At 29.0% G+C, this 259-nt stretch carries 1 protein-coding gene; it reads left to right on the top strand.

Going from position 1 to position 259, the window contains the following annotated elements; translation table 11 throughout:
* Window positions 1–52 precede the first annotated feature (52 nt).
* Window positions 53–259: RDD family protein (locus tag ACWA1B_RS22995; protein ID WP_456910967.1), on the top strand; the 207-nt coding region annotated here is incomplete at its 3' end.

The raw sequence follows: 259 nt of genomic DNA, 5'->3' as shown, positions 1-259 counted from the left end.
ATCAAATATTAATTTTTTATAAATTATGTTTGTATCAACTTAAATCCAAAAAATGACCCCAGAACAAATTGCTACAAAACCAAATCTTAAAAAAAGAATTCTTGCCGGATTAATTGACTATTCAATAATACTTGGAGTAACTCTAGTTATGTTTCTGTACTTTGGCAAAAAAACCGAAACTGGTTATGAACTGCAAGATTTTCCTGCATTACTCAATTGGTTAATATGGTTTGGCTATATGGTTGGATTTGAAGTGAAA

This window comes from Flavobacterium xizangense (genome assembly GCF_054075145.1).
This window is presented reverse-complemented; position numbering and strand designations above follow the sequence as displayed.